Source organism: Algoriphagus aquimarinus, assembly GCF_007997215.1.
Lineage (GTDB): Bacteria > Bacteroidota > Bacteroidia > Cytophagales > Cyclobacteriaceae > Algoriphagus > Algoriphagus aquimarinus_A.
This window is the reverse complement of sequence record NZ_VORW01000002.1, coordinates 47,344-66,352: the sequence shown is the minus strand read 5'-3', so window position 1 is coordinate 66,352 and position 19,009 is coordinate 47,344. Positions and strand designations below refer to the sequence as shown.

The following is a 19,009-nucleotide window of genomic DNA, read 5'->3' as shown; positions in this document are numbered from 1 at the left end:
CTTGGAAAGCCTGTTTGGAGATCAAGATTTGTACCCACCAGAAAGCGGAAATAACTTCGCAGATATCATCCTGCCCGTTCCGATTCCACGGATGTTCACTTATAGTATTCCGTATTCCATGCAATCCGAGATTAATCTTGGCGCTCGTGTGATTGTACAGTTTGGGAAGAAAAAAGTCCTCACGGGAATTATTGGGAAGGTGCACAATAAGCCTCCGCAGGCATATCAGGCTAAGCCAATTCTGGAAGTGTTGGATGATACACCTAGCGTGAATCCGCTTCAAATTCGATTTTGGGTTTGGATGGCTGAATATTACTTCTGCCATATCGGGGAGGTCATGCATGCAGCTTTGCCTTCCGGCTTACGATTAAGTAGCGAAAGCAAAGTTCAGCTCAATCCGAATTTCGAAAGAGAAACGAGCAAATATCCATTGGATGATCGGGAGATTATGATCTTAGATGCTTTGGAAGATAAGCCTGAGCTTTCTTATGAGGACTGTGAAAAAGTGCTTTCTATCAAAAGTATTCATCCTATCCTCAAAAGTCTTGTCAAGAAAGAAGCGATCCTGATTTTTGAGCGTGTTCAAGAAAAATATACGCCAAAAGTAGAAACCAGAGTTCGGTTGACTCCTGAGATTGCTGGAAGTAAAAACGCATTGCAGGAAGTTTTTGAAGCCTTGGCTGGCAAAGCTAAACAGGAATCAATCCTATTGAAATACCTTCGTGACGTTCCTGTAATGAAGTTGCCAAAGTCTAACGAAAAAGGAGTGGACAAGGCTACTTTGCTAGAAGAAGGAGATTCTGAAAGTTCACTGAAGACGCTGATCAAAAACGGGATTTTCGAATCCTTCAAAGTAGTAGTAAACAGACTTGCAGAGGAGGAACCAGAATCCGAACCAGCTGTTCTTTCAACCAGCCAACAATCCGCTTTTGAAGAGATCAAGCATCAATTCGAAAGCAAGCAATCTGTCTTGCTACATGGTGTGACTGGCAGTGGAAAAACTGAGATTTACATCCAGATGATTCAGGAAGTGCTGGCTAGCGGTTCTCAGGTTTTACTTCTTTTACCAGAGATCGCCCTCACTACTCAGATTGTGACGCGCCTGAAAAAGGTATTTGGAAGCAAAATGGGCGTATACCATTCGAAGTATTCAGATAATGAGCGCGTGGAAGTTTGGAATGGCGTATTAAGCGGAAGGTTCTCTTTCGTGGTCGGCGTGAGATCTTCTATTTTCTTGCCATTTGATAGCTTAGGGCTGATCATCGTCGATGAAGAGCATGAGTCAAGCTACAAGCAGTTTGATCCTGCGCCAAGATTTCAGGCAAGGGATTCTGCAATCATGCTTGCCTATTTTCATCAGGCAAGGACGCTTTTAGGATCAGCTACACCTTCTTTTGAATCGTATTTCAATGCTAGTCAAGGTAAATTTGGTTACGTAGAATTGACCAATAGATTTGGCAATGCCAGCATGCCTCTATTTCACTTGGCAGATTTGGCAGCAGATAAGCGCAAAAACTTACTCAAGCTAGATACCACACGCATTTTGCGCGAGCGAATCCAAGATGCACTCGCCAAGCAAGAGCAAGTCTTGATCTTCCAAAATCGCAGAGGATACTCACCTTATATACAGTGCGAGGATTGTGGCTGGACAGGGCAATGCGTACAGTGCGACGTAAGCTTGACTTACCATCAATTCTCCGAAGAACTTCGCTGCCATTATTGCGGGTACAAGGAAAAAACGCCTAGCTCCTGCCCTGCTTGCGGAAGTACCCAATTGACCACGATGGGCATGGGAACGGAGCGAATAGAAGAATCCCTGAGCTTACTTTTTCCTGAAGCCAGAATCGGCAGAATGGATCTGGACACGACCAGAAACAAACATGGATACCAGCGTATATTGGATGAATTTGGGTCTGGAAATCTGGATATTCTCGTGGGTACACAGATGATCACCAAAGGACTAGACTTTGGAAGAGTGACTGTTGTTGGGATTTGGGATGGAGATCGAATTTTAAACTTCCCCGATTTCCGAGCTGGTGAAAGAGCATTCCAGCAAATCACCCAAGTAGCAGGGCGAGCTGGACGAAGGGAGGTTCAGGGACAGGTAATCGTGCAAACCAGAGATCCTGAAACTCAGATTTATGCTCAGGTGATTAAGGGAGATTACTTTGAGTTTTTCAATCATGAAATTCATGACCGTAAGAAGTTTTATTATCCGCCTTTTGTAAAACTGGTAAAGATCACGACCAGGCATACAGATTTCAAAGTAGCGGAAAAAGCTGCGCTGAATCTTCATCACGGCATGGCTGAAATTCCTATCAAGAAAATCGTGCTGGGCCCAGAAAAAGGTATCATCGCCAGAATCAAAAATCAGTATCAGTTTGAGAGTTTGATCAAATTAGATCGCTCAGGAAATACTCCGGTAATTTTCAAAGAACACCTCTGGAAAATTACAGAAGAGCTCAAATCAAGACCTGAGTTTCGCTCCGTGCGGTTTGTGGTGGATGTGGATCCTTCATAAGGATTTGATTGGAAGATCGAAAAATCAAACTATTGAAAGGAATCTTGCTGGTTATATATTGATCTCAAGAAATTAGTTACTTTACTTTCAAAGTTACGCCAAGAGTTGAAGGGGAAAATAGTACTGGCAGTAAGCAAACTCATTAAAGAGGATATAAATATATTTGGGTAACATGCGTCAACCATGATTTCGTTTTCATGTACAGTTATTTGAGCGCCAACTATGGCAGACTTGCGTACAACTATACTTTTTTGAAATTTCGTATCGAACCTATAAACTGAGTAATTGGGAAATTGACTCTTCAAACTCTGAAGCAAATCTTTTGTATTGAGTGAATTTGTGGTTTGAACTATCATATCTCTTTATTTACTGAATTTAAGATATTAAAAAACATTGAAATAGTTAGAATTTTTAATAAACAGAGAATTGACTAACACATTCGATCAGTAAGTTAAAAACGTTTTCATATATTCATGCGTATAATTACGGAATCATACGCATAGATTATGAAATCGAGCATGAAGAAATCGTCATACGGTTGGATGATTATCTAGTAAGCGAGATTCCATGTGACCTTTAAAAAAAATTATACACACATGAAGAAGAGGCTCAATATCACCATAGAGGAAAATCTGCTGGATAAGATCAAAACTTATGCAGATCAGAATGAGACTAGTATTTCAAGTCTAGTAGAAGAGCATTTCGAAGCTCTAATCAAACCAAAGCCAAAACTAAAAAACGGAATGAGCTTGGTGGAATACATGCAATCCTTACCCAAATCAAAAATAGAATTCCCAAAAGGTTACAATTATAAAGAAGAGATTTATAAGGAACGTGCTAAAAAATACGGCTTTGAAGATCTTCTTTGATGTCAATATTCTGCTTGATTTTTTCTTGGAAAGAAGTCCAAAGCAAGAATTAATAAATTCAATTTTTGAAAAACTGGACAATAACCAAATACAAGGTCATGTGACGATCTCAGTAATTCAAACTTGTGCATATTACCTCAAGCAGGCCAAAGATCTTCCCGTTTGCAAAGAAATAATAGGTGTGATTTGTGAAAAGTTTACGCTGCTGGAAGGAGATCAAAATTCAATTCTTTCTGCAATTCAATCCACCCACACAGATATAGAAGATTCCATCCATTATTTCATTTGTCTTAATCACCACATGGATGCTATCGTCACATCAGACCGTGATTTCCTCAAACTCTCAAAACCCTATTTGCAAGTGATTACTCCAGAGGAATTGATGGAAAGTCTTTCGAAATAAGCAATCCCTATACTCTCTTCAAACAGCCTTTTTCAAAGGATATTCCTTTATCAGGCATTCAGCTGGAATTTTGAGTAAATGACTAAACTTCCTAATCATAGTCAGTGAGAGAGATTGCTTATAATTCAAAACTTTGCTAATAGTCCCTTTATCTCCATATTCTTTGGCCAAAGTTGTCGCATTGTATCCAAAATCTTCCATCCTAATTTTGATCATTTCCACAGGATCCACTTCTGGCAAATCCCATAGTTTATTTTCATAAGCTGCAATTAGATGAACCAAAAGCATTTTTTCTTTATGTTCATCTGATCCTTTTTCAGCACTTTTCAACAGTTCATAGCGAGCTATCGCTCGATCAAAATCCTCTTCTGACTCAAGTAAATACCAGTTTCTGAACGTATCTTTTTCCATAATCTTTAAATCGTAGTTGCATCTATTTTATCATACTCAGGGTGAGTTCCTATAAAACGTATTTCCACCGTTTCATCTTCATAATCCACCTCAATGATCAATCGGTATTTATTACCGACAATCTTAAATCGTGCTCGATTTCCCTTGATAATTTTAGCTTTGGGAAAGCTATCTAGGATATCTTGACTTTTCCTCCATTGAGCCAATTCAACAATATTTTTCCAAGTAGTCAAACTCTTCCCTGAATCTGAATGCTTTCTGGAAACAAAATAAGCTTGGTAAGATAAAGGATAGTCATGCCTATCTATTTAACATCAAAAGAAACAAAAAGTTGGTATTTTAACAACTTTCTAAATTATAATGATATTATTAGATTTTTGGTTAGCTAAAATTGATCATCAGTCACTTCCTCAATAAAACCCAACACATCCTTATATACTCTACCTCCAGTCCATAGAAACTGTGTGATCATGGGAATATGCTTTTTCTTAGGGTAAATTTTCGCAGTCACATCTTCGATTCCTTTTTCTTCAATACGCTTCATAAATCGCTCTCTGCTCCCTTGGATGCTAGGGTAAGTGCGCTCTCCTTCCAAAATCAGCATAGGCGACAAATTGTCTGTCAAAAAATACATCGAAGAATATTCCTTCCAAACCGCAGGATCATCAGTAAATGCATTCAAATACTTTTTGCCTTCTCCTTCACTTGTTTCTTCTAAATACCCATACATATCCAAACCCGCTGCATCAATCAAAATAGAACCAGCCAACTTCTTTCCATTCTCTGAAGGCTTCAATTCATCCTCCTTCACAGCAATCAAAGAAGCCAAATGTCCTCCAGCAGAATGCCCCGAAACGAAAACTCTATCCGGATCACCACCATATTCAATTATATGATCCTTGGTCCAATTAATTGCTGCCAATGCTGATTCCTGCATAGTACAAATCTGATAATCGGGAGACAACGGATAATCAGCAATCACAACTATCAAATCCCTTCTAGCTAATCTATTCCCAAGAAAGTGATACATCTCCTTCTTCCCCGACTTCCAACTTCCACCATAGAAAAACACAAGAACAGGAAGATTACTAGCTTTTTTAGGGGCGTAAACATCTAGGTTCTTATTAGGCAAATCTTGTTGAGTGTTGGCGGAAATGTAGTTGATGTCTTTTGTTCTATGAAGTGTTTGAAAAGCGCAGGAGCTCATCAAAAAAGTAAAAATAAGGGCTAGGAATATTTTGCTCATTGAATAAAGTGTTTTTTAAAGAAACGATGCAAAGAGAACTTCTAGATCAAATTCAAAAAATAATAGCTCTCGCAAAGAGATAGAGGAGCAAAGATAAATTCACCTTTGCGCCGTCGCGCCTTTGCGAGAGCCAATTCTTTATACCGCCGGTTCCTGCTGACTCAGACAGTGAAAACTACCAAGTCCCCAGATGATATCTTTGGAATCTACACCTACGACTTTACGATCAGGAAAACAATCTGAAATAATATCCAATGCTTGCTGATCCTTTTTATCTCGGAAAGTCGGAACTACAACCGCATGATTAGCAATGTAGAAATTAGCATAAGAAGCTGGCAATCGCTGATCTTCCCAAATCACCGGATCCGGCATAGGAAGTTCTACCACATTCAATTGCTTGCCGTTTTCCAAACGCATTTTGTGCAGTCGCTCCAGATTTTCCTTAAGCAACAAATGATTTTCGTCTGACTTATTTTCTTCCACCACAGTCAACACGGTATCTTCATTGACAAAGCGAGTGATATCATCTATATGCCCATCCGTATCGTCACCGATGATCCCGTCACCAACCCAAAGGATATGATTCACTCCATAATAATCCTGAAGGTATCTCTCGATCTGATCTTGGTTGAGATGTGGATTTCTATTTTCATTAAGCAAACAAGCTTCTGAAGTCAAAAGCGTTCCTTTTCCATTGAATTCCACCGAACCACCTTCCATGACGATTCCAGGTTTGAAGCAAGGAATTCCTAATTCAGCAGCGATTTTGATCGGAATCTGGTTGTCGAGATCGTGAGGCGGATATTTATTTCCCCAGGCATTGTAATCCCATTTCACCAATACCTTCTTCACATCCGCATCTGGATTGATCAAGAAAGCTGGGCCATGATCTCTACACCAAGCGTCATTTGTTGGGAAAAAGTGAAAACGGATATTCGCCAAGTTCACTCCTGCTTTCTGCAAATGTGCCAAAGCAAAAGCCTTCATCGCCTCATCAGCGACATTGATATTGACGATTTCGCCTAGTGCCACATATTTGATAAACTCAGAATACGGAGCGTAAACGCTGTCAAGTTTCCCTGGCCAAGATTCCTCTTTATGAGGCCAACTGAGCCAAGTAGCTGTATGTGGGGCAAATTCCGCAGGGAAATAGTATCCCAATTCGGCTGGTGTCTTCTCACCCGAATTGGCTAAAGCAAAGATATCTGTCATACTCATTATTCTTCGTCCAAATATCGCTTGGTGATCGGCTGATAGGAATCAATTCTACGGTCTCTCAAGAAAGGCCAGTGCGTTCTGTATCGGTCAGATCCAGCGAAATCCAGTTCTTCCACATGTACTTGCTCCTCGTCATGAGATGCCTTGAACAACACTCTACCGAAAGGATTGGAGACGAAAGAACCGCCCCAGAATTTCATATCACCTTCGATACCAATTCTATTTACAGAAACTACCGGAATACCATTTGCTACGGCATGGGAACGCTGAATGGTCTGCCAAGCGCCATATTGCTCGTCATTGGTGAGTCCATCCTGATCCTTGTGCCAGCCTATAGCTGTAGGATAAACCAAGAAATCCGCTCCTTTCAAAGCCGTGATTCTCGCTGCTTCCGGATACCACTGATCCCAGCAGATCAATACGCCGATCTTACCGAATCTGGTAGGGAATACTTTGTAACCCAAATCCCCAGGAGTGAAGTAGAACTTCTCAAAATATCCCGGATCATCAGGGATATGCATTTTTCTGTATTTGCCTAAATAGGCTCCATCAGCATCCAAAACAGCGGTGGTATTATGGTATAAACCTTCGGCTCTTTTCTCAAAAAGAGAAGCCACGATCACCACACCAAGTTCTTTGGCTAGTTCTCCAAGTGTATCGGTAGATGGTCCAGGAATAGCCTCAGCCAATTTAAAATTTTCGTAATCTTCCACGTCGCAGAAGTACAGGGAGCGGAAAAGCTCCTGCAAAACTACAACCTGTGCGCCCTTGGCAGTAGCTTCACGAACACCAGCGATGGTTTTCGCCATATTTTCAGCTACATCAGAAGAGCAACCCAACTGGACTAAGCCAACTTTTACAGTTTTATTTGCCACAATAGATCATTTTGATGAATGAGGTGTAAAGATACTTTTGTGCCGTCCCAATCCCAAACCGAGTTTATGAAATTCACGAATCGATAATCTGGATAAAGCACAGTTGGGATAACTAAAAGAGAGTGAAAATGATTCAGTTTGAAAAAGAATCCTATTAACAGAAATAGCTAATTTCAATAAATAGGTATAATCAACTGATTATCAAATATCAACAGTGATTATTTTTCTAAAATAAAAGAAATAAAGATTACTCCATTAATTTCATTTCCTAACATATTTGTCGCATATTCGTTCATATGATAAATTATATTATCAAATGACAAGACATGGAAAAGACAATTGATAGGTATCAAAAATTGAATGAAGTATTTGGCAAAGACAATTTGAAGGAGAGAGTTGACAGCCCTTTTGACTTCATTACACTAGCGACCAAAGGCATAAATTCTGATGCTGTTGTTCATTTTAGCGTTTATTTCAATCTCTCCAAAAATTTCACCGCTACCTTATTAAACTTATCAGAACCAACGCTGTATCGATTATTAAGGTCAAAGCAGGATCTAAAAAGGAATAGCTCAGTTCAATTACTTGAGGCTGCGGATTTGTTCCTGTATGGTATCGAAGTTTTTGAGAGCAAAGAAAATTTTTTCAAATGGTTACACCTTCCCAATACTTCCTTGGGAGATATTGAACCTCAGGAATTAATTGAAATTCCTGGTGGAATATCCAAAGTGAGAGATGTTTTAGGTAGAATCGAGCATGGTGTTTACAGTTAATCATGAAGGTATATCGAATTGCCGGTAAAAAACATGCTAGTAATATTTATGGATCAGGTGCAGCTATGTTTGGTGGTCGCTGGAATAAAAAAGGTTCGCCTGTACTCTACACTGGAGAAAGCAAAGAATTAGCGCTGCTCGAAATAATTGTACATACTCCACCAGCCATAGTTCCAGCTTTGGATATCTTGACCCTAGAGATTCCTGATGATTCAATTTATGAAATTGAGATAAAAGATTTGCCGGATAACTGGACAAACTACCCTGCTCCATCGATTCTGGCGGAAATAGCGGAAGAATGGATAAACTCCAATAGATCAATAGCTCTTAAAGTGCCAAGCAGTGTGATTCATAGTTCAAGAAATTACATACTCAATTGCAGACACCCAGAATATCATAGAGTGAAAGTCATTGAACAGGTAGAGTTTCGGTTTGATCAGAGGTTGATAAAGTAATAAACAGGAATAATATGTTGATAAAAAGAGAGCATCAAAAACCTGAAAATAGAAAATTGGCTAGGAAGAAGAACTGACGAGAAGGGAACATTCAAGACAGCACAGGACAATCCATGGAGGTGGTTTTCATAACTACTATCCAAATTCCTGTTATGCAAAAATCAAGTTGTTTTTTACTACTACTGATCACCCTTCTCCTTCTTGAAGTACAACCATTGCTTGCCCAAGTCCCACCATCAGCAAGTCCGGGGAAAAGTGGTGGGCCGGGGAAAAACCGGGCCGTCGATCCGGATTCGCCGGTAGTGAGCTTTGGACCCACACCCAAACAGGCCTTGCTCCTGGGCGAGAAGGCTGCGGGCCGTCTGGTGATAATCGATCCCGAAACACTTGAAATTGTGGCGCGTATTCCGGCAGGAGGAAATCTTCACGAAATCGCAACCGATGGACGGTATGTGTACATCGGCTCGAATCTTCCTGGAATCACGGTGGTAGATGTTGTCGCGCAAAAGCGGGTTGAGCCCATTGATATCAGCGCATTTGGAGACCGTCATGCGATTACTTTCGCAGGCAGTCATCTTTACCTGGGCCATGAGACTAACCGCCTGATCACACGTTATGATCCGGCAACCAAGAAGTTTGACGAGGTCATCGGACTCCCCGGTGGATCACACATGCTCATCGTCACTCCCGATGAACAGCGAATCTTTACTGCAAGCAGCAATGGCAGTGTGATTTCTATTGTCGATCGGATAACAAATGAAAGAGGCCAGAAAAATTTTGCTTTCACTACTTTTCCTGGTGACACCCGCATGGAAGGCATGGCGCTTTCACCCGACGGCAACGAGTTTTGGGCCCTTCACATGAATGCTAAAGAGATATCGATCATCAACGTACCGGAGAAGAAACTGGTCAGCACTATTTCGTTTGAAGGCGGTTTGAACAACCGCATTAAGTTTACGAAGGACGGAAAATACGTATTGATGAATGAGCTACAGGGCAACGAGCTGCGTGTCTGGGATGTGGCAACACGTAAAGAGGTGAAACGTATTGACGTAGGTGCAGGTGGTGAAGGCATCTTCATCGATCCGGTACGTCCACGGGCATACTATGCAGTAAGCGCCGGCAACAAACTCGTAGTGATCGACACTAACACAATGACAGTGATCAAAGAAATAACCGACCTTCAGAACCCCGATGGTATGTCTTGGTTCAGTGCGAAATAAACTTTCTTGTGCTTGCGGTCAGCCGATTTCGAAAAAAACGGCCCAAGATTCACTCCTCTACCCAAGTTGGCTGTAGAATGTTAGACGAAACTTAGTCAAAACACCTTTGCTACTGGGTGGGATTTGTAATTTCACCCCAATACAAAGATCATCCCAGCAGGACAGCGGATTGGGCTAATGATCTTCTCCTCCGCCGCGGAGTTTTCGCTCCTACCCATGCCAGGCTCACAACTGACCATCGATCTGGATGGAGCTGTCTTGACACTTCCGATAGTTATGCTCCGAATCTAAAAATCAGAGCGAAAGTAAAGGTTCTCAACCATGGCACTACTTATGTGAAATAGTATCCCTCTTACTAATTCAACATAGAAATTCCCCATTTAGGGATAAAAGTATATGGACAACTCCCAGAAAGACAAAATAAAAAAAGTAAAGCAAGTCGGCTTTTACAGTAAAGGATTAGTATACGCCCTAATGGGAATTCTGGCGGCAATGGTTGCCTTCGGATTGGGTGGAGAAATTAAAGGGAAATCAGGTATTGTTTCATTTCTTCAAGAATTACCTGGCGGAGTAATACTCACTTCAATTGTAGCTTTCGGCTTATTGGCCTATAGCTTATGGCGCTTTTATGAAGCTGCATTTGACCCCAGTGGAGACGAAGATGAAAAAAGGATTGGTCCTAGACTCCAATTTGCCTATTCGGGAATATTTTATGGAGTCATTGCCTTTTCATTTGCGAAACCACTTTTTAGTAATTCAGATTCGTCAGGCGATGAGTCTAAAAAAGCAGCACTGAGCCAATTGCTTGAAAAAGAATGGGGAATTTGGGTTATATGGATAATTGCCGTAGGGATGGCTTTGAATGCAATTTGGCAGTGCTATTTGGGATTTAGCGGAAAATACATGAAGCAGATTGATGAAAATCCCGATACTAAAAATGAATACAACTTGGTTAAACAAAGCGGTAGGTATGGTTATGTAGCAAGGGGAGTGGTTTTTGGAATCATTTCTTTTTTTATAATCAAAGTTAGCCTCGCTCACGATGCCAATGCTCTGGAGGGAACAGAAGGTGCTTTGCAATATTTATTAAGTTTACCGTATGGCAGTTTTCTGATGGGGGCAGTCGCATTAGGAATGCTGGGTTATGGCATCTTTTGTTTCATGGTTGCCCGCCATTCTGATATTAGCGACTTAGTTTAGGCAATACGTTTAAGCGAGAAAATAACATGAATGATTTCATCTATAACCACACAAAATGTTGACAGATCGTATCAAATAGGCTTGACAAATAAAGTGTCTCTCTATCTAGTAAATAGAACACAATTCGATTAATTAAATTATTTCAAAAATGGATACATCGGGAAGTAAATTGCCCATATATGCAGCGATTGCCGCAAACCTTGCGATAGCTGTAGCTAAATTTATAGCAGCAAGTTTTAGCGGAAGTTCGGCGATGATTTCTGAAGGAATTCACTCCCTGGTAGATACGGGTAACGGGGGCTTACTTTTATTTGGAATCCATGAGAGCAAAAAACCCGCTGATGACAATCATCCATTTGGTCATGGGAAAGAACTCTATTTTTGGTCTTTGATTGTTGCCATACTTATTTTTTCAATCGGTGGCGGAATGTCTTTATACAAAGGAATTTCTCATATAGCTGACCCTGCTCCTTTGACGGATCCATTCTGGAGTTACATCGTATTGGGACTTGCCTTTTTATTTGAAGGATCAGCACTGTTTTTTGCATTGAAAAATTTCAAAAAACAAAAAGGAAAAAATACTTATTGGAAAGCTATCAAATTAAGCAAGGATCCCGGGAGCTTTGCTGTGATATTGGAAGATGCAGGCGCGCTCGTGGGTTTGGTGATAGCTGCTACAGGCTTATTTCTAGGACACTATTTTGAAGACGCACGTTATGATGCCTATGCATCTGTTCTCATCGGTCTTTTACTTGCAGTTATAGCGCTGATATTGGCAATAGAAAGTAAAGGTTTACTAATCGGAGAAGGTGCGAATGAAGAAATGTCTTCCAGTATTCTAAAAGTGGTGCATGCAGATGAGGCGGTAGATAAGGCTAAAAAACCGTTAACCATGTATTTTGGTCCGCAAAATGTTTTTTTAGCTATTGACATTCGCTTTAAGAAAAATCAATCTTCATTGGATATCGAGAAAGCCGTATGTAGGCTTGAAAAAGACATTCGACACTTCCATCCTAGTGTAAAAAGAATCTTTATTGAGACGAGTAGCTTTACAGAGCAAAAAAACATAGAATAATAATAGTAGTATACGGAATCGTGCCAGCAGCTATTTACGCTTTGCTTTTGAGCTCGGAATACCGAGGTTGCCTCAATCCCATGGTAGAGCTAGTTTTATGATGTTCCTATATCACTACGTGCAAAAAATCGGGTTACCATAAAAAACAATATACTATTTCTGGTTAGCTGATGCTTCTCATCAATGCCGAGTGAAGTCTTATTTTTGAGTGGCCTGGGCAGATATAAAAAGCTATCGGAAGAATTTCTAGTAGAGCTCATTACGCCCACTAGGTGTAGGTCTGCAAAACAACTTTCTATCTTAGAAAATTTGCAATTCGACGGTTACTTCTTTCACTCTTCAACAATAAACATTCATACACCAATCTCAGATTTTTATACTCTGATATTGAATGATCACCCTTTTCAACTCAACTACAGTTTCCAATTTAATAAACCTCCCCTCCCACCAGCCAAACTTAATTTCTTTACAAATCGAGTATAGTAAAATACAGAAAATCGAATTTATCTTGGTATTCTGATTCGGCTATTAAGTAAGCAGAATCCTATCCTTCATAAGAACTTCAATACAGGCAATTAATGTCTCTGATTCGTAAATCCATCTTCTTTGCTTCTCTGGGTTTCCTGCTTTGCTTTGGTGCTCTAGCACAGGATAAAGCGATACTCAAAGGAAAAATGATGGCAAAAAGATACTGAGGCACCTGTCATGCACCCTTCTCCTTCCCTATTGCCCAAGGCTACTGCCTTGGTGTGGCATGCCTTGCCAGTAGGCAGGTCTCCGCAAACCACCAGTATTTCGGTCTGTGACACAGACCTAGGCGAACAAATCTGTAATAGCATATCCAAAATCAAAAATACCCCTTACTCGCTCTTCAGCGAATTCACTGGATTTGCTGAAGCGGCTTTATAAGCCTGAACTCCCACCGTAATCACCGTAATAATCACCAGCAACATTCCAGATCCAGCGAATATCCATCAGCTGAGGTGGATAAACCCAGTCTCAAAAAAATAACCATCCTAAACCCACTCGGGGTGGGATGTACACTTTACCCGTTTATTACTACCCTCCCGATACTTGTGGGGATGTAATGGGTAAAAATAACAAATCAACGGTCGAGGAGATCTTTCTCTCGACTATGGCGGATCAGGACCACACCACAACCGTTATCTTTTTCAGACTTCAACCTTTTGACTTTAATCTCTTTTCTTGATTCTAGCCTCTTGATACTTAGGTAAGATTGCTTCGCTCGTTCCTCACTCGCAATGACGGTAACTCACTCTTTACTCACTCTTTAATGAATCGACTGGATTTGAAGTTGCAGCCTTGATAGATTGATAGCTGGTTGTCAGCAAAGCGATAAGAATGGCGAAGAATCCTGCGCCAAGGAATACCTGCCAGCCTAGCTCCTGCTTAAACTGGTAGTCTTCCAGCCATTTAGTCATTGCCCACCAAGCGATGGGTGAAGCGATCAGAAATGCGATTACCACGAGCTTGGCAAATTCCTTAGATAGTAATACCACGATGCTTCCTATGCTGGAACCCAGCACTTTTCGTATCCCGATTTCCTTGGTCCTCTGCTCTGCAGTAAATGCGGTCAAGGCAAACAAGCCCAGACAGGCGATGACAATTGCAAATCCTGCAAAGATACCAAAGACTTTCCCCAGACGGGTTTCGGAAGCATACATCTGACCGAATCTATCATCCAAGAATGAATAAGTAAAGGGTTGTCCCGGAGCCATTTCATTCCATTTAGATTCTATGAAATTGACTACTTCATCAGTATTTGTAGAGTTGAACTTGAAGGAGGCAATGCCCTGAGGTCTTTCACTTAAGAAAATCATCACCGAACCTATATTTTCTTTGAGCGATTCGAAATTGAAGTTTTTCACTACGCCGACTACAGTCCTATTTTCCAGCTCTTCCATGTTCATCGTCTCATTGTTCCCAGCCAAGGTGTAGATTTTTTGACCTAAAGGATCTCCCAAAAAGTTGAATTGTTTTGCTGCAGTTTCGTTAAGAATCACCCCAGAAGAATCAGATGGGAAATCCATCGAGAAATCTCTTCCCTCCACTATTTCCATCCCCATTGTTTTCACGTAATCGTAATCCACCTCCCAGTTTTGCAAGCTGACCATATTCTCGGTTTGCTTAGGATCCCTACCTTCGGCCCACCATGGTGTATCAGATCTCCAGGTTCCCGAAACCGGCAAATACCCAGTTATCGTCCCCGACTCCATCATACTATTTGCCAGGATCTCCCGCTTGAATGTCTCTACTTGATCGCCTAGCGCATAGACATCATCCACCGTTATGATCTGCTCTTTATTGAAGCCAATCTTCTTATTTTGTATGTAATTCAGCTGATTGAAAACAGCGATCGTGGCGATGACTAATATGATAGAGATCGCAAATTGAAAAACTACCAAAGAGCTTCGAATCATCCCGCTTTTCATTCCCATGGAAACTTTCCCTTTCAGAATGCTAATCGGTTTGAAACCTGACAGAAAAAATGCGGGATAAATTCCTGCCAGTACGCCAGTACCAATGGCGCCTAAAATCAAAATCATATAAAATGAACCGAAGCTAAATGGCATGACAAGTTCCCGTGCAGCCAAATCATTGAAAAAAGGAAGTAAAACAGCGACAAGAGGCACAGCGATCAAAAATGAGATAAAGCTCAGCAGTATAGACTCCATCAAAAACTGACGAATCAAATGCGTTCGGAATGAACCCATCACTTTTCGGATTCCCACTTCTTTGGCACGAGAAGAAGATCTGGCCGTGGACAAGTTCATGAAATTGATACAGGCGATGACCAAAATAAACAAGGCAATTGCCACAAAAAGATAGACGTAGGTAACATTGAAATTAGGCTCAAACTCCCCCATCAGATCACTTTTCAAGTGAATATCCAGAAGCGGTTGAACTGCATATTCCATCTTACCTCCATCGGCAAGCATGCCTTCCAAAGTGGCTCCTTCACCAAATAATCGCCCTAATTCTGGCTCTATATTCTTTTCGACCAAGGATTTAAGTTTTTGATTTAGATTTTCAGGATCTGCATCCTTCCTGATTTTCAAATAGGTTTGGAAATTATTACCCATCCAGGAAGCGCTTTTTGCTTCCTCTAAGCCTTCCATGGACAGTAAAAAATTAAAGTGAAAATGGCTGTTCTGAGGTATATCCTCATATACTCCAGTGATCCTAAAATTCATATCATTATCCAGAATCAAGGTTTTCCCGATGGCACTTTCTCCTGGAAAATACTTATCAGCTATGCTCTTGCTGATAGCCATAGTATTGGGTTCCGTCAAAACACCATCCTGATTGCCCTCTAAAAGCGGTGTTCCGAAAACATTGAAAAAGTCCTTGCTCGCCCAGATTACTCCATCTTCTTTGATGTTCTGATCAATATTTTTGACCAAATAGGAACCACGTTGTCTAAAATTAACTGCATATTCCACTTCGGGAAATTCGGCAGGAAGAGCCTCAGCCATAGGAGCCGGAGCTGTGATCATATCCCAGTGATTCCCTCCAAAAATGATATCTGCGTGAATTCTATAAATCTGATCTGCATCCTTGAAATGCTTGTCGTAGGAAAGCTCATTGATCACAAAAAGTGAGATAATCATGCAGACCGCCACGCCTACCGATAGTCCAAGGATATTGATGAAAGTATAGAACTTATGCTTCTTTAAGTTTCTTAGGGCGATTTTGAAGTAATTCTTGAGCATAGCAAATAGAATTTAAGATTGACTATCAAGGTGTATTAGAACTTATTCAGGATTTATGCCATTTAAAAAAAGCCTTCTGGATGCCAGAAAGCTCATTTTCAATTTTTTACGCACCTAACTTCGTACAGTAACGTTCGCTTTCGGGCAAAGCTATTAGCTCTTTGTGCCGTGGTTTGTGAAGACATTGACCGCGACGAAGATTTAGAAACAAAACTGCTATCAGTCCGAGCGGAGTCGCGTATCCTTCGACTTCGCTCAGGCTGACACCGCCATCTCTCTTTTGTAAATTCTATATTTTCATTACTCGCAATAACGAAATCAAACTTCCCACTTCCCGGCTTCCAACCTCCCTACTCACTCTGATCGAAGGGATTCAACAGGATTCGTCGAAGCTGCCTTATAAGCCTGATAACCTACTGTAATCAGTGAAATCACAATCAAAAGAACTCCAGAGCCTGCAAAGATCCACCAACTCAAATCGGTCTGGTAAGCATAGGTTTGAAGCCAGTTATTGGCGAAATACCAGGCAATTGGAATGGCAATCAGGATCGAAACCAGGATCAATGCGATGAAGTCTTTGGAAACCAAAGTCAACACGCTCATCATGGAAGCTCCCATTACCTTTCGCACTCCTATCTCTTTCTTACGCTTTTCCGCAGTAAATGCGGCCAAGCCAAATAAGCCAAGACAGCTCAAGAAAATCGCCATCACTCCAAAATATTTTGCCAACTTGGACACGCGCTGCTCGGAAGCATAAAGCGACTGATAATCCTCATCCATGAAGGAATAATCCATAGGCTGAGCAGTTTGCTTCACGAAAAGCGCTTCTATTCCAGCAATAGTCTCCTGTTGATTTTGAGGATTTATTCTAATCATAATTTTTTGCGCAAAACCCGGATCGTATTTTAAGAAAGCTGGCTTAACTGTCTCTTTCAATGACTCGAAATTGAAATCCTTGATCACCCCTACTACCTCTTTGTCATCACCCCACAGGTTGACAATTTGTCCAACTGGATCATCAAAACCTATGGTCCGAACTGCAGCTTCATTCAAAATTATCTTGGACTCTTCCTCTCCAAATTCCGTAGAAAAAGCTCTTCCATCCACCAATTCAAATCCCATGGTTTCGATCAAGCCCATGTTGACTGATACATTTTCAAACTTCACCTGCTCTTCAGGGTTTTTTCCCTCCCAAGTAAGACCAATAGTGGCGCTTCTTAAACCAACCAATGGATGACTTAAACTCGATGCATTCTCTACTCCAGGTGATTTTTTGATTTCAGCCAGAAATGAGTCTAGCTGGTTGGGATTGACACCAGAGGCATTAATCTGTAGAAGCTGGCTTTGATTATAGCCCAGGTTTTGGTTTTGAATAAAAGTCATTTGCTTGCCGATCACGGAGATTCCTATGATCAGCAGAAGAGAAATTGCAAACTGAAAAACAACCAAGCCTTTTCGAGCCAGTAATTCCCCAAAGCTTCCCTTGATATTAGATTTCATCACCTCCACTGGTTTAAACCTAGAAAGGTAAACGGCAGGATATATCCCAGCCAAAAAACTGGTTAATAGCCAAATACCCAATAAAAGAAGGATCAACTCAGACTGGAAAGACATACTTAGCGTTTTGGATGTCACCTGATTGAAAAATGGTTGCAGGATAAATGTTGCGAGAATGGCCAGAACCAAAGCCATAAATGTCAACAGTAAGGATTCGACCATAAATTGTCCAAAAAGGCCCCCGCGGCTTGCTCCCATAGACTTTTTCACTCCTATTTCCTTCAATCGACTCATCGATCTAGCCGTAGTTAGATTCATGAAATTGATGCACGCGATAATCAAGATGAAGATTGCAATAGCTGAAAAAAGCTTCACATAACTGATCCTTCCACCTGCTACTTTTCCATCTTCATAGGTACCATAGAGATAGGTATCACCATACGGTTGAACAAAAGCAGATACATTACTTCTTTCATCTTTGGCTTTAATGAAACCAGCAATTTGTTCATTAAAAGCCGCTACATCTGTATCTCGTCTAAGTAATAAATAAGTGCTTGCATTGAAATTACCCCAATGAACGCCTTCGCCAAGCATCTGTTTGAAGTAAGAAAAAGACAGGAAATAATCTGGTTTGTCCACTTCCATAGAACCGAAATCCTTATAAACACCAGTTACCTCCACATCATTGTGAAAATCAAAAACTTGCCATTTCACTGATTTGCCTATGGCCTCTTTTGGTGAGCCAAAGAGTTTGGTAGCCATAGTCTCAGATATCGCCAAGCTATTGATTCCAGTCATGATCTGACTTGGATTTCCCTCGAGAAAATCAACTGAGAAAATATCAAAATAAGTCTGATCTACATAAAGACCCGCTCCAGTCATCTTGGTATCCCCATTCTCAAAAGCAACTCCATTAATAAACGACGATGTGCCTGCCGCTAACTCCACTTGTGAAAGCTCTGCCTTCATGGCTTCGGCCATATCACCAGGAGTTATACCTATAGTTACAATGCCACCTGTATTGTCATGATTAGTCATCACGGCATAGATCCGATCTATCTTCTCATGATTACGACTGATGCCTAGCTCATCCTTCACCCACATCATGATCAGCACCACCGTCGTCAGACCTATCGCCAACCCAAACAGGTTGATCGCAAAGATCTTCTTGAACTTCATAAAACTTCGAAAAGCGAGGGTGAGTTGGTGGCGGAGCATGAAGATTGATTTAAAGATTGGAAAATTGAAAGATTGAAAGATTTATAAATATCAGAACTGGGCAATTTCAATTATGAAACTAGATTCTATATTGAAAGAATTAAAAGCGATCTTTTACAAGGGTTTAAATGATATACAAAGATCAAATAGCCAACGTGGTCGGTATCACTATGCCAGCTACCATGGTCTGTGGAGACACAGACCATGGTAGCTGGCATAGTGAGGACACAGACCTAGGCTAAGATTTGTAAAGACCAATTTTTCAATCCGCCACGGCGGACAAGTATTTAG

15 protein-coding genes are annotated in these 19,009 nt (G+C 40.9%); 8 read left to right on the top strand and 7 right to left on the bottom strand.

The annotated features are described in order from the left end of the window. The first annotated feature begins 1 nt into the window (after position 1). The 3 genes from priA (at position 2) to ESV85_RS04835 (ending at position 3,793) form a co-directional block, all read left to right on the top strand. Complete coding sequence (gene priA / locus ESV85_RS04845; protein ID WP_146915309.1) at positions 2–2,521, top strand: primosomal protein N'; 2,520 nt, start codon at positions 2–4, stop codon at positions 2,519–2,521. 596 nt (positions 2,522–3,117) lie between these two features. Further along, complete coding sequence (locus ESV85_RS04840; protein ID WP_146915308.1) at positions 3,118–3,390, top strand: DUF6364 family protein; 273 nt, start codon at positions 3,118–3,120, stop codon at positions 3,388–3,390. Then, positions 3,374–3,793: a type II toxin-antitoxin system VapC family toxin gene (locus ESV85_RS04835; protein WP_191321936.1), complete on the top strand. Its 420-nt coding sequence runs from the start codon at positions 3,374–3,376 to the stop codon at positions 3,791–3,793. Before ESV85_RS04840 ends, ESV85_RS04835 begins: the two co-directional genes overlap by 17 nt. 18 nt (positions 3,794–3,811) lie before the next feature. Here ESV85_RS04835 and ESV85_RS04830 read toward each other — a convergent pair whose 3' ends face one another. The 5 genes from ESV85_RS04830 to ESV85_RS04810 form a co-directional block, all read right to left on the bottom strand. Then, on the bottom strand, positions 3,812–4,204 hold the full coding sequence (locus tag ESV85_RS04830) for a type II toxin-antitoxin system HigA family antitoxin (protein WP_146915304.1): 393 nt from the start codon (positions 4,202–4,204) through the stop codon (positions 3,812–3,814). A gap of 5 nt (positions 4,205–4,209) precedes the next feature. Further along, positions 4,210–4,437 (bottom strand): type II toxin-antitoxin system HigB family toxin, encoded by a 228-nt coding sequence (locus ESV85_RS04825; protein ID WP_223275909.1) that lies wholly within the window; start codon positions 4,435–4,437, stop codon positions 4,210–4,212. A 152-nt stretch (positions 4,438–4,589) separates the two neighbouring features. Further along, entirely contained in the window at positions 4,590–5,450 is an 861-nt protein-coding gene (locus ESV85_RS04820; protein ID WP_146915294.1) for an alpha/beta hydrolase, read from the bottom strand. A gap of 138 nt (positions 5,451–5,588) precedes the next feature. After that, positions 5,589–6,662 (bottom strand): agmatine/peptidylarginine deiminase, encoded by a 1,074-nt coding sequence (locus ESV85_RS04815; RefSeq protein ID WP_146915292.1) that lies wholly within the window; start codon positions 6,660–6,662, stop codon positions 5,589–5,591. A gap of 5 nt (positions 6,663–6,667) precedes the next feature. Then, positions 6,668–7,543 carry a carbon-nitrogen hydrolase gene (locus ESV85_RS04810; protein WP_146915290.1) on the bottom strand — a complete coding sequence of 292 codons (876 nt, stop codon included), beginning with the start codon at positions 7,541–7,543 and terminating at the stop codon, positions 6,668–6,670. Between the two features lie 326 nt (positions 7,544–7,869). On the opposite strand from ESV85_RS04810, the gene ESV85_RS04805 reads away from it, so the two are divergent. From ESV85_RS04805 to ESV85_RS04785, 5 genes are all read left to right on the top strand, one after another. Next, on the top strand, positions 7,870–8,316 hold the full coding sequence (locus tag ESV85_RS04805) for an antitoxin Xre/MbcA/ParS toxin-binding domain-containing protein (RefSeq protein WP_146915288.1): 447 nt from the start codon (positions 7,870–7,872) through the stop codon (positions 8,314–8,316). A gap of 2 nt (positions 8,317–8,318) precedes the next feature. Then, positions 8,319–8,771, top strand: coding sequence for an RES family NAD+ phosphorylase (locus tag ESV85_RS04800; protein ID WP_146915286.1), 453 nt, complete (start codon positions 8,319–8,321; stop codon positions 8,769–8,771). A gap of 152 nt (positions 8,772–8,923) precedes the next feature. After that, positions 8,924–9,994, top strand: coding sequence for a YncE family protein (locus ESV85_RS04795; protein ID WP_146915284.1), 1,071 nt, complete (start codon positions 8,924–8,926; stop codon positions 9,992–9,994). A 396-nt stretch (positions 9,995–10,390) separates the two neighbouring features. Next, a complete protein-coding gene (locus tag ESV85_RS04790; RefSeq protein ID WP_146915282.1) occupies positions 10,391–11,194 on the top strand; it encodes a DUF1206 domain-containing protein in 804 nt (267 codons plus the stop codon). Positions 11,195–11,342: 148 nt separating this feature from the next. Then, positions 11,343–12,269, top strand: coding sequence for a cation diffusion facilitator family transporter (locus ESV85_RS04785; RefSeq protein ID WP_146915280.1), 927 nt, complete (start codon positions 11,343–11,345; stop codon positions 12,267–12,269). A 1,280-nt stretch (positions 12,270–13,549) separates the two neighbouring features. Here ESV85_RS04785 and ESV85_RS04780 read toward each other — a convergent pair. Then, complete coding sequence (locus ESV85_RS04780) at positions 13,550–16,003, bottom strand: ABC transporter permease (RefSeq protein WP_146915278.1); 2,454 nt, start codon at positions 16,001–16,003, stop codon at positions 13,550–13,552. 354 nt (positions 16,004–16,357) lie between these two features. Then, positions 16,358–18,718, bottom strand: coding sequence for an ABC transporter permease (locus ESV85_RS04775; RefSeq protein WP_146915276.1), 2,361 nt, complete (start codon positions 18,716–18,718; stop codon positions 16,358–16,360). Positions 18,719–19,009 lie beyond the last annotated feature (291 nt).

Coding starts and splice junctions, on each gene's coding strand:
- ESV85_RS04840 (WP_146915308.1), top strand. CDS start 3,118: ATGAAGAAGAGGCTCAATATCACCATAGAGGAAAATCTGCTGGATAAG.
- ESV85_RS04830 (WP_146915304.1), bottom strand. CDS start 4,204: ATGGAAAAAGATACGTTCAGAAACTGGTATTTACTTGAGTCAGAAGAG.
- ESV85_RS04820 (WP_146915294.1), bottom strand. CDS start 5,450: ATGAGCAAAATATTCCTAGCCCTTATTTTTACTTTTTTGATGAGCTCC.
- ESV85_RS04815 (WP_146915292.1), bottom strand. CDS start 6,662: ATGACAGATATCTTTGCTTTAGCCAATTCGGGTGAGAAGACACCAGCC.
- ESV85_RS04805 (WP_146915288.1), top strand. CDS start 7,870: ATGGAAAAGACAATTGATAGGTATCAAAAATTGAATGAAGTATTTGGC.
- ESV85_RS04800 (WP_146915286.1), top strand. CDS start 8,319: ATGAAGGTATATCGAATTGCCGGTAAAAAACATGCTAGTAATATTTAT.
- ESV85_RS04795 (WP_146915284.1), top strand. CDS start 8,924: ATGCAAAAATCAAGTTGTTTTTTACTACTACTGATCACCCTTCTCCTT.
- ESV85_RS04790 (WP_146915282.1), top strand. CDS start 10,391: ATGGACAACTCCCAGAAAGACAAAATAAAAAAAGTAAAGCAAGTCGGC.
- ESV85_RS04785 (WP_146915280.1), top strand. CDS start 11,343: ATGGATACATCGGGAAGTAAATTGCCCATATATGCAGCGATTGCCGCA.
- ESV85_RS04780 (WP_146915278.1), bottom strand. CDS start 16,003: ATGCTCAAGAATTACTTCAAAATCGCCCTAAGAAACTTAAAGAAGCAT.
- ESV85_RS04775 (WP_146915276.1), bottom strand. CDS start 18,718: ATGCTCCGCCACCAACTCACCCTCGCTTTTCGAAGTTTTATGAAGTTC.